Below are 9,492 nucleotides of genomic sequence, written 5' to 3'. Positions count from 1 at the left end.
AATGCCAAGCCCTCCGCTTCGTTGCGGTTTTGTCACCGGTAATGGCGGGCGTTATGAATCGCCCCGGGAATGAACTGACCCTTCCATCGAGCGGAGGCTAGGTCTCCTGGAAGCTATTGCATGCCGGGTGGCAATGGTATAATTTTCATACCATGTTTTCCTTTGAATTTGACGAACGGAAGAGCCAGGGCAATTTGGCGAAACACGGGATTGACTTTGTTCAAGCCCAATTGCTGTGGCGTGATCCCTATTTGATCGAGATTCCGGCAAAAACGATTGACGAACCGAGAAGCCTGGTCATAGGGTGCATCCATGGGAAACATTGGTCGGCAATTATCACGCACCGAGGGAGTAGCATCCGGATCATTTCGGTGCGTCGTGCGCGAGAGGAAGAGGTGGCTTTATATGAAAGCTAAACAATTCGAAGCGGATTTTGACAACGGTCAGGACATGTTGGAGGTACTGGATTTGTCGAAGGCGCATCGTCCTCTGCAGAAGCAGCGGCGAGTGAACGTGGACTTTCCGGATTGGATGGTTGAATCCCTGGACAGGGAAGCGAGTCGGCTTGGGGTGACGCGGCAGTCCATCATCAAAGTGTGGCTGGCCGAACGCTTGGCACAAACGGCTTCTAACAAATAAATCGGAAAGGATGTGACCTGCTATAAGAGGTGGGGCGATCCCCCGCCCATATACGCTGTCAATGGCCATTTATTTTGCCCCACCTTTGGCCAATGAAATTGACCCACCGTTCCTGGTTCATTCTGTGATTTTCTGTCTCAGTCGATTGAATCGCCCCGGGAATCGTAGAGGCAGATTGGTTTAAGTTCAGGCAGCAACCTTGTCCTTTTGGGCGAGTTGCTGGTAGCAGTTTGCCTCTGCTTCGGCTGGCGGGATATAGCCGATTGACTCCAGCAGCCGATGGTTGTTGAACCAGTGCACCCAGTGCAGTGTGGCCAGTTCCACGGACTGCCGAGACTTCCAGGGACCGCGGCGATGGATCAGCTCGGTCTTGTACAGCCCATTGATGGTTTCAGCCAGGGCGTTGTCATAGGAATCGCCCTTGCTGCCCACTGAGGGCTCGATACCGGCCTCGGCCAGCCGTTCAGTGTAGCGGATGCTGACATATTGCGACCCTCTATCCGAGTGATGAATCAGCGTATCTGCCCGCCCGGGTTGACGGGCATACAAGGCCTGCTCCAGCGCATCGAGCACAAAGTCGGTTTGCATGGAACGGCTGACCTGCCAGCCCACGATGCGCCGGGCAAACACATCAATGACAAAGGCCACATACAACCAACCCTGCCAGGTCGAGACATAGGTGAAGTCAGACACCCAGAGCTGGTTGGGCCTGTCCGCCTGGAACTGGCGGTTCACGCGATCCAGCGGACAGGGTGCCTTGGCATGGCTGATCGTGGTGCGCACGACCTTGCCCCGTCTGGCGCCCTGCAGTCCCAGGTGTTTCATCAGGCGCTCGACGGTGCAGCGGGCCACGGCAATGCCTTCACGGTTCAGCTGGCGCCAGACCTTGTCAGCGCCATAGACCTGCAGATTGGCCTGCCAGACGCGTTCAATCTCTGACATCAGCACGGCATCCCGCCGGACACGTGCACTGCGTAATGCCGGATGACGCTGCCTTGCCGCATGGCGCCAGTAGGCGGATGGGGCAATCTGCAGAACCTCGCAGATCGGCTCGACCCCATAGGTAACGCGATGGGCATCCACCAAGGCGTACATCACTTGAGCCGGCGGTCGAGCTCCGCCTGAGCGAAAAACGCGCTGGCCAGCTTCAGGATCTCATTGGCACGGCGTAGCTCCTTGACCTCGCGCTCCAGCTCCTTGATGCGCTGGGCTTCAGCTGTCGTCGTGCCCGCACGGGTACCGGAATCCACCTCTACCCGTTTGACCCACTCCAGCAGCGTCTGGGGCACACAGCCAATCTTGGGGGCAATGGATTCAACGGCGGCCCAGAGCGAGGGATACTCGTCCCGATGCTCCTGCACCAGCCGCACTGCACGCTCACGTACTTCAGGGGAAAACTTGTTGGTCTTGGTCATGGCTCCATTCTCTCAGATGTCAGAGCCTCCTCAAAACCCGGGGCGATTCAATGGGCTGACCAACCGCGAACTCAGCCGGCGTTGGATGAAGCCGGTGATGCAGCGACGCTGAAAGCACCGCGCTACAAACCTCATGGGGCCGGGTCCGCAGCGCCTTTCATCAATCAGATCGGTGTGCTGGGCATCCGCCGTCCTTTGGATCAGATGCGATCCCGCTTGCTGGACCGCCAATACGATTTCCTACTGCATCCTGGTGAATGGGAGCCCGACCTCAGTGGCAAGGCTGCGAAGGACTTGCCAGAACTGCTGCAGGCGTGGCTTGGGCATGACAAGCTCATCACGATTCTCGATCTGTCTGGGATTCCCAGCACTGTGGTCGCCCGTCTGATCGGTGCAATTCTCAAGATCATCTATGAGGGTCTCTTCTGGGGCAGGGATAAGAGCGAGGGTGGTATCGCAAGGCCTTTGCTCGTGGTGATGGAGGAAGCGCACCGCTATCTCTCCAAAGACGCCGACGGGCCAGCGCGCGTCATGGTTCAACGGATCGTGAAGGAAGGGCGCAAGTTCGGTATCGGTGCAATGGTCGTCAGCCAGCGTCCATCTGAGGTCGACGAAACCATCCTCTCTCAGTGCGGCACGTTCATCACGCTGCGTCTTTCGAACTCATCGGATCGCGCGAAGGTTCAGGCATCGTTGCCGGACAACCTGGCGGGCGTGATTGACAGTCTGCCTGTACTGCGCGTTGGGGAGGTCATCATCACCGATGAGGCGGCGCGTCTTCCTATCCGTTGTCGTATCACCCTGCCGGATGAAAAGCACCGACCGAATAGCGAAGACCCTGATGTCGCCAAGCGCTGGCAGGGTGCTCGTCTGCCGGAAAGCTACGAACGTGTTGCGGCGTCCTGGCGCGCACAAAACCCTACCTGGACCACATTGCGCGTGTTGCGCACCCCAGTTGCACAAGAGGAGATAGAGAGCATGGAACGAGAAATGGTGGACTCATCGACAGTGCTATCCATTGGCTACGAGCCGACCAGTAGCACACTCGAAGTCGAGTTCAAGAACAGCGGGCTCTATCAGTATTACAACGTTCCCGAGCCGATCTACCAGCAACTCATGGCATCGGACTCGAAGGGTAAGTTCATGCACGCCTACATCAAGCCTGCCTATCCGTGCTCGCGGGTGTGAGTCAACGCGCTATTTCGAAATAGGGAGGAGTATCCGACGATGTGGACAGACAACGAGACTGCGCAGGATTTTTTGAATTTTGGCGGCATTGCTAAAACTGTTGCTGAGATCATCGAACAGGCTCAATCACGGCCTATCTCTATTGGTGTCTCCGGCGCGTGGGGTGTCGGCAAGTCTTCGATGATCAAGCTGATCCGCACTGAATTGTCGGCCCGGCCCACTGAGAAGGGACAAGCACCCGGTACGGGTGATACGGAGAAGCCGAGCAGATTCATCTTCGTCGAGTTCAATGCGTGGCTCTATCAAGGATATGACGATGCGCGCGCCGCATTGATCGAAGTGGTTGCTTCGGCGTTGGCAAAGGAAGCCGAGGAACGAAAGACCGGGATAGATAAAGCAAAGGACCTGCTCGAACGGGTTAACTGGTTTCGCGCGATCAAGCTATCGGCCAGTTCTGCGGTCTCGCTTGCATTGGGGTTGCCATCGACGGGCCTGCTCGGGGAGCTTTGGGGATTTGGCAAGAGCGTGGTCGCGGGTCAAGTCGATCAAGAATCCATCGATGCAGCCAAGTCCGCCGCAGGGAAAGCAAGCGAGTCGGCGGCAGATTTGATCAAGCCAAAAAAAAACACTTCGCCTCCAAAGGAAATTGAAGCTCTTCGCAAGAGTTTCGAAGATGTGCTGAAAGAGATGGGCGTCACATTGGTGGTGCTGATCGATGATCTGGATCGGTGCCTTCCGGAAACCACGATCTCCACGCTGGAGGCGATTCGCCTCCTTCTGTTCCTGGAGCACACGGCTTTCGTCATCGCTGCCGACGATCAGATGATCAAACACGCAGTCAAGCGGCACTTCCAGGGCGTTGACGACGAGCTTGTCATCAATTACTTCGACAAGCTTATTCAAGTGCCGATTCGCGTCCCGCCGTTGGGGACGCAAGAGGTTCGTGCATACATGATTATGCTATTCGTCGAGAACAGCAGCCTTGATCCCAAAGAAAAGGAAAGGCTTCGGGCGGAGGTGTGCTCGCAGTTGAGTCGAACTTGGCAAGGCAAGCGCGTCGATCTCAAGTTCCTCAGAGGTTTGAACGACAAGCTGCCGGATGAATTGATCGCACGCCTCGACGCTGCGGATCGGCTTGCACCGTTGATGACTAGCGCCACCGGCATCGCAGGCAATCCCCGGCTGATCAAGCGCTTCCTCAACGCGTTGTCGATTCGCATGTCGATGTCTCGCGCCCAAGGTGTCGGGGTGGATGAATCCGAACTCGCCAAGGTGCTCCTTTTCGAGCGGTGCGGTGACCCCAAGGCATATGTGGAGCTGATCAAATCCGTCACCGAGAGTGCCGACGGAAAGCCAGCATTCCTCGTTGAATGGGAGCAAAAGGCCATCGCTGGGGAGGCGGTTCAACACAAGGCACCATGGGATGACTCGTTCATCACCGAATGGCTGCGCCTGCCGCCGCAACTCGGGGGACGCGACTTGCGCGGCGCCCTCTATGTCAGCCGCGAGCACGCGCCCCTGATCACCCCGGAGGATCGGCTATCAGCGGAAGCTGCCGACCTATTGGAAGGGCTTCTGGAACATCCCGACATGGCCAGCAGCATCAAGGATCGACTTGTGGCACTGCCGCGATCCGAAATGTCAGTGATCATGGATCGTCTGCTTGGTCGTGCGCGGCAAGAGCAGGAGTGGGGAACGCCTCCGATCTTGGATGCCTGCATGGCGGTAGCGGCCGCGGATGCCCCACAAGGACAGCGCTTGTCGGGCTTCCTGAGAGAGCGCCCAGCCGTGCAAATCAAGGCGAGCATCATTCCCAAAATTAATGACGAGCTGTGGTCGAAGAATGTATTCGACGCTTGGAATGATGACGAAGACATCTCCAAGCAGGTGAAGAACGCAATAAAAGCCAGGAGGGAAAATGGGAACGTCCCAGTCAAGTAGCGGCTCTCCCTCGGGGGTGCCAATGGTTCCTCCGTGGGTTCCGGATATCCCGCTTCCGGCGCTTCCCGCTGAAGGCGCGCCGCCTGGCGCAGTGCCGGAGCAAGGGGAAGCGTCGGAGCAGACCCCCCCGAGCCCTGAGCCTCGCCAACCGATTCCTGTAGCGCCCAGGGGTCGATTTCTCGGGGCCAACAGAAATCTCGGGGACTATGCCCGTAGCGGCGATAGTGCAAGCATGCGTCGCGGCCTTGGGCAGTACGTCAAAAAGGGATATGGAGGAAGTGCGACAGCGACCAGGCGTATGGGCGGCACGGCGCAGACTGCGCAAGCCCTTTATTCGGCGCTTTCCGGCGGGCCGGGCAATCCGTATACCGCGCCAGGAAGCCCGCTCGATCCCGCGCTTACTGCCGGCCGGTCAGCTGATGAGGTGATGGATGCTGTTGTTGAGGCAGTACGACCGGTCGATGGCACGCAGGATGCCGAAGCAAGTCGCACTTCTATCAAGGACGCGTTGTCCGACGTGTTGAAGCAGTTCCCCGATGCCGATCTGCGAGACCTTCAGCAGGAACAGCGCGATTTGGCTATAGAACGCTTCGTCGCCGGCGATGTGTTTCGGCGCATTGACTTGGATCTCGGCAGGACCATACGAGAAAAATCTCCCAATGCCGCCACCGGATTGGGCCGCCTGAAAGAGGTTCGTGAGTATGTTCGAGAGACCGTTGCGGCGTCTTTCAGAATGCTTCGAGAGGCGGGCCAAGGGCTGGCGGCTGGGAAGATTACCCAGATCGTCCAGAACGCGCTCCGTGAGACCTTCCAAGTTTTCGAAGGGTATGCCGAGTGAAAATTACCTGCGCACTTTCCGATTTCAATTTCGCCGGCACGCCGAGTGAACTCGACGTTGTTCTGTATGGAAACGCTGGCGACCCCATGCGGGGGTCTGTGGGCAGAGCCCTGAAGCACGCTATCGCCCGGGAGAAGATCGTCCCTGCGGCGCGAGCGTGGGACCTATTGTCATTGGCTTTGGCTGTGGTGTCGGCCGATCTCGCCGGACATCGCGAGCGCAGTCCTGACGGGTGGACCAGAGAATTCGAGCTGACAGTGTCAGTGGTCGACGCACAATTCTGGAATGCCAATGCGGATACGCTGCAACAGTTGCTGGCGTTTCTCAGCACGGATCGATGGGCACTGCGTTTCGTGGAGGGAGGCATTCTTCCGCAACCTGACCGCCAAGCCGTACACCCTGTGGAGGATTGTGTTGTCTTGTTGTCAGGCGGCCTTGATAGCTACATTGGGGCCATCGATCTTGCGGCGGCTGGAAAGAGGCTCCTCGCTGTAAGCCAGATGGTGCGAGGGGACGGCGAGAAGCAAGTGGCCTTTGCTGCGGAGATCGGGGGCGGGCTTCGACACTTTCAGGTCAATCACAACGCCGATGTACCGGACCCCGAAAATCCGCCATCCCAGCGCGCTCGCTCGATGGTGTTTCTCGCCTATGGCGTGTTCATGGCAACAACGCTGGCTCGCTATCACGCGGGCGAGCAAGTCCCTCTGTACGTATGCGAAAACGGCTTCATCGCGATCAATCCGCCACTGACCGGGGGAAGGCTTGGCAGTCTCAGCACACGCACGACACACCCAGCCGTGCTTTCGCTGCTGCAACAAATACTGGATGCGGCTGGACTGCGCGTAAAAATCATCAACCCGTATCGCTTCAAAACAAAGGGGGAGATGCTGCGTGAATGTGCGGATCAGAAGTTGCTCGAAGCTCATGCGTTCCAGACAACCAGCTGTGGTCGCTTCAAGCAATTTGGCTACAAGCACTGCGGCCGATGCGTACCTTGTCTTGTTCGGCGGGCGGCTTTTCATGACTGGCAGGGAAAAGACTCGACGTACTATGTGTATGACGACCTGGCAATAGATGACGATGAGCACGCTGGCTTTGACGACGTTCGCTCAGCCTTGATCGGAATCGCCGAACGCGATGAGTTGGGTACTGCACGCTGGCTCGGTTCGACGCTGAGTTCGGGACTTGTTATGGACAAGCAAGAACTGGCACTGACGGTCGAGCGAGGGTTGAATGAGATGGAGGCGCTGTTGCTCGGACTTGGTGTTCGATGATCGACTTCCATGCACACCTTGATCTGTATCCAGACCCACCTGCTGTGGTGAGGGAGTGCACTGCTCGTGGCATGTACGTGCTGTCAGTCACTACGACACCGAGTGCCTGGAGAGGCACTTCAGCGCTGGTGGCGGATGGCTCACGCATTCGGACTGCGCTGGGACTTCATCCTCAGATTGCGCACCAGCGTAAGAGCGAGCTAGGAATGTTTGATGATTACTTGTCCGAGGCCTTATACGTCGGCGAAATCGGCCTCGATGGCGCTCCTGAATTCAAGCGATATTGGCAGGAGCAGATAGTCGTGTTCGATCACATCTTGAGCGCATGCAGTCGCGCCGGCGGACGCATCATGACGATACATAGTCGTCGGGCGTCGACAGCGGTGCTGGAACGCCTAGAGGCATTTCCCAGCGCCGGCACGCCGATCCTGCACTGGTTCTCCGGTAGCAAACGTGATCTAGAGCGCGCAGTTGGGCTTGGTTGTTGGTTCAGCGTCGGTCCGGCGATGCTTCTCGCGGAAAAATCCCGGGGCCTGGTTCGCCACATGCCGCACGATCGTGTTCTTACCGAAACAGACGGGCCCTTTGCTCAGATCGAAGGGCGGAGCGCGATGCCGTGGGACGCGCAGAGGGCAACGACTGGACTGGCATCACTCTGGAACGTATCGGAGTCCGAAGCCGAACATGTGCTGCATACCAACCTGCGCGCACTTGTTGCCGGGAACAGCGAAGAGGGGTTACGTTAGCACGATTACCGGCGAAAGGCGCAGTGCCAGCGCGTCGCTTAGCTCAAGGTTTCAGCGTACGGGAACGTTTGCTAGCATAGCTGTCCTGCCATGCGTCGCTGCAGAGGGTCCCACAGATAGCCCGAACGCCTTCGCCTCGGCTGACGATAGTTGACGATTGATGAGAAAGAGTAGCCGCCGCGCAAATCGAGTGCATCTCCCGCGCCGGTTAAAGCGGTCGGTTTTTGACGGTAAGAATGACGGTAAATAGAGATTGGCGACCTTATGAAAGCTATTATCCATACGGGTTTTAAGGCCTCGGAAACAATTGAGTGGAGTAGCAATCCATTCCATGAATCTTGATGCCTCCAATGCAAGCCTTGGTTAATTGTTGGTTGTCAGTTGACAACCGTATTGGCCAGGGTCCATACTGGAGGCCCTGATTGATCCGTCCATCGCATCCGAAAAAGGAAGTCGAGGAAGCGCTGAGATATGCGGAAGCACGGGGCTGGCGCATCGAGATCGGCGGCAGTCACGCCTGGGGTCGAATTTACTGTCCATACAACGATGACGAATGCCGCTGCGGCGAGTTCTGCATCACCAGCGTATGGAGCACACCGAAGAACCCGGGCAACCACGCACGGGCGCTGAGGCGGGTCGTGGACAACTGCACGACTCGCAAGCGGCAGAGCGAAAGCGGCTCGACAGTCGAGGAGTGACCCATGGAATATACTTTCACCCTGAAGTACCAGCTTGCCGAGCAAGATCGTAATCCGGACGCGTTGATCGAGCGCCTGGGCGAGGCCGGCTGCGAAGACGCTTTGGTCGGCCTTGGGCAGCCGGGCCGGCTGGCGCTGGAATTCACGCGCGAAGCCGAGAGTGCGCAGGCTGCCGTGCGCAGCGCACTGGCCGACGTGAAGCGCGCCATTCCTAGGGCGCGCCTGATCGAGGCGGCCCCGGATTTCGTTGGCCTGACTGATGTGGCCGAGATCGTGGGCGTATCGCGCCAGAACATGCGCAAGTTGATGCTTAACCATGTCGGCAGTTTTCCGGCGCCGGTCCACGAAGGCAGTGCCTCGATCTGGCATCTGGCTGAAGTGCTGGACTGGCTGGGAGCCAGGGGAGGGTACGCCTTGGAGCGGAACATGTTGGAAACCGCAAAAGCGACGCTGGAAGTGAACCTTGCGAATGAAGCCCGCCGCCTTGCTCCGAAAGCAGCCCGGGAGCTGGAGCTGTTGATCGCCTAAGCGCGGAGCACCGGACCCCGCGAAGGCCGGCCTTGCTATCGATTCTTCCTGATACCCAGATCTTATACGATGGAAAACATTCCGCCCCCAGGCACCCCCGAAGCAGACGCCTTCTGGATGCGCCGCGCCCTCGAACTCGCCCGCCACGCTGAATCCCAGGGCGAGGTCCCGGTGGGCGCCGTGCTGGTCGGCCCCGACGGCACGCTGCTGGGGGAGGGCTGGAAC

At 58.2% G+C, this 9,492-nt stretch carries 10 protein-coding genes, 1 pseudogene and 1 other annotated feature; of the genes and pseudogenes, 10 read left to right on the top strand and 1 reads right to left on the bottom strand.

Translation table 11 applies throughout. From position 1 onward, the window contains the following. Positions 1-152 precede the first annotated feature (152 nt). Both WOB96_RS14525 and brnA read left to right on the top strand, forming a co-directional pair. Positions 153-416 (top strand): BrnT family toxin, encoded by a 264-nt coding sequence (locus WOB96_RS14525; RefSeq protein ID WP_423229756.1) that lies wholly within the window; start codon positions 153-155, stop codon positions 414-416. Next, complete coding sequence (gene brnA / locus WOB96_RS14290; RefSeq protein WP_341371980.1) at positions 406-639, top strand: type II toxin-antitoxin system BrnA family antitoxin; 234 nt, start codon at positions 406-408, stop codon at positions 637-639. Before WOB96_RS14525 ends, brnA begins: the two co-directional genes overlap by 11 nt. A 186-nt stretch (positions 640-825) precedes the next feature. Here brnA and WOB96_RS14285 read toward each other — a convergent pair. After that, a protein-coding gene (locus WOB96_RS14285) for an IS3 family transposase (protein WP_341371979.1) occupies positions 826-2,054 on the bottom strand; the annotation gives its coding sequence in 2 pieces (ribosomal slippage) (positions 826-1,763 and positions 1,763-2,054; 1,230 coding nt in all). Beyond that, positions 1,660-1,776 (bottom strand) — a sequence feature (AL1L pseudoknot). (Overlaps the previous gene by 117 nt.) An 81-nt stretch (positions 2,055-2,135) precedes the next feature. Here WOB96_RS14285 and WOB96_RS14280 point away from each other — a divergent pair. From WOB96_RS14280 to WOB96_RS14520, 8 genes and pseudogenes are all read left to right on the top strand, one after another. Continuing rightward, on the top strand, positions 2,136-3,242 hold the full coding sequence (locus WOB96_RS14280) for a KTSC domain-containing protein (protein WP_341371978.1): 1,107 nt from the start codon (positions 2,136-2,138) through the stop codon (positions 3,240-3,242). 39 nt (positions 3,243-3,281) lie between these two features. After that, entirely contained in the window at positions 3,282-5,183 is a 1,902-nt protein-coding gene (locus WOB96_RS14275) for a KAP family P-loop NTPase fold protein (protein WP_341371977.1), read from the top strand. After that, on the top strand, positions 5,161-6,021 hold the full coding sequence (qatB, locus tag WOB96_RS14270; protein ID WP_341371976.1) for a Qat anti-phage system associated protein QatB: 861 nt from the start codon (positions 5,161-5,163) through the stop codon (positions 6,019-6,021). The genes WOB96_RS14275 and qatB overlap by 23 nt, the downstream gene beginning before the upstream one ends. After that, a complete protein-coding gene (gene qatC / locus WOB96_RS14265) occupies positions 6,018-7,295 on the top strand; it encodes a Qat anti-phage system QueC-like protein QatC (protein ID WP_341371975.1) in 1,278 nt (425 codons plus the stop codon). Before qatB ends, qatC begins: the two co-directional genes overlap by 4 nt. Further along, the gene (gene qatD, locus WOB96_RS14260) at positions 7,292-8,041 is read left to right on the top strand and encodes a Qat anti-phage system TatD family nuclease QatD (protein ID WP_341371974.1); all 750 of its coding nucleotides are present in this window, start codon (positions 7,292-7,294) and stop codon (positions 8,039-8,041) included. The genes qatC and qatD overlap by 4 nt, the downstream gene beginning before the upstream one ends. A 422-nt stretch (positions 8,042-8,463) precedes the next feature. Next, on the top strand, positions 8,464-8,739 hold the full coding sequence (locus WOB96_RS14255; protein WP_341371973.1) for a hypothetical protein: 276 nt from the start codon (positions 8,464-8,466) through the stop codon (positions 8,737-8,739). 3 nt (positions 8,740-8,742) lie between these two features. Then, on the top strand, positions 8,743-9,267 hold the full coding sequence (locus WOB96_RS14250; RefSeq protein ID WP_341371972.1) for a helix-turn-helix transcriptional regulator: 525 nt from the start codon (positions 8,743-8,745) through the stop codon (positions 9,265-9,267). Between the two features lie 69 nt (positions 9,268-9,336). Next, a pseudogene (locus WOB96_RS14520) lies at positions 9,337-9,492 on the top strand (hypothetical protein); the annotation flags it as partial.

It is taken from the genome of Thermithiobacillus plumbiphilus, assembly GCF_038070005.1.
Classification (GTDB): Bacteria; Pseudomonadota; Gammaproteobacteria; order Acidithiobacillales; family Thermithiobacillaceae; genus JBBPCO01.
Note: the sequence above shows the minus strand (reverse complement) of the source record. Positions and strands in the feature narration are given on the sequence as shown.